Origin of the sequence: Desulfuribacillus stibiiarsenatis, assembly GCF_001742305.1 — a bacterium.
Lineage (GTDB): Bacteria > Bacillota > Bacilli > Desulfuribacillales > Desulfuribacillaceae > Desulfuribacillus_A > Desulfuribacillus_A stibiiarsenatis.
On record NZ_MJAT01000024.1, the window covers coordinates 1 to 775 of the forward strand.

Annotated in this window: 2 protein-coding genes; both read right to left on the reverse strand. The window is 39.7% G+C overall.

Features of this window, described 5'->3' with window-relative positions; genetic code table 11:
• On the reverse strand, window positions 1-282 hold a 282-nt coding region (tnpB, locus tag BHU72_RS15465; protein ID WP_083248225.1), incomplete at its 3' end, for an IS66 family insertion sequence element accessory protein TnpB.
• Window positions 276-635, reverse strand: coding sequence for an IS66 family insertion sequence element accessory protein TnpA (tnpA, locus tag BHU72_RS09300; protein ID WP_069702368.1), 360 nt, complete (start codon window positions 633-635; stop codon window positions 276-278). The genes tnpA and tnpB, both read right to left, overlap by 7 nt.
• Window positions 636-775: the final 140 nt, after the last annotated feature.

The window sequence follows — 775 nt, forward strand, 5'->3', positions numbered from 1 at the left end:
CAATTCCTGCCAGGTAAGAGATTTGATTTGCTCTGTCGATCGGGGCCATTGGAAGCTTCCGTTTTCAAGACGTTTATACAAGAGGATGAATCCATCGCCTTCCCAAAGCAGTGCTTTGAGGCGATCACGTCTTCTGCCACAGAACAGATAGAGTCTAGGGGTAAAAGGGTCCATTCCGAAGGTTTCTTGAACAAGGGCAGCAAGACCGTCTATCGATTTGCGCATATCTGTATAGCCACAGGCAATGTAGATTTCCTTTGCTACTGTGATGTCGCCTAGCATATAGATTTTAAAGCTAGCAAAACAGTTTCAAGTGTTTCTTTAGAAGTACCTTCTTTTACTTCTACTGTTGCAATCGGAAAATGAATGGTGATGAAGCCTAGTGTTTGCGTGGGTCTTGTGTCGAATGATAGTTTTGCAAACTCAACTGGTTTTTGATCCACATGTGTAACTGGAAGTCGTTGTTTGCAAGCTTCTTTCCGAATTTTTTTCAGCCAGTAGTAGTAAGATGCTTCGTTGATGCTTTTTTGCTTACACCAAGTTCGTACGGTCATTCCACTATCTTGGCATTCCATTATTAGCTTTGACCACTGTTCCTTGCGGAACTGGATTTTTACTTGGGTTATTTCATCCATGAATAATACCTCCATCGTATAGCTTTAGAGTACTTGAAAAACTTGAAAAACTCTAACTCTAAAAACTATAAATGTTATTTTGAAGGTATTATTACATGAATCATATTAAATTGTAAGGCACCATGTTATTGAGCGGTTAC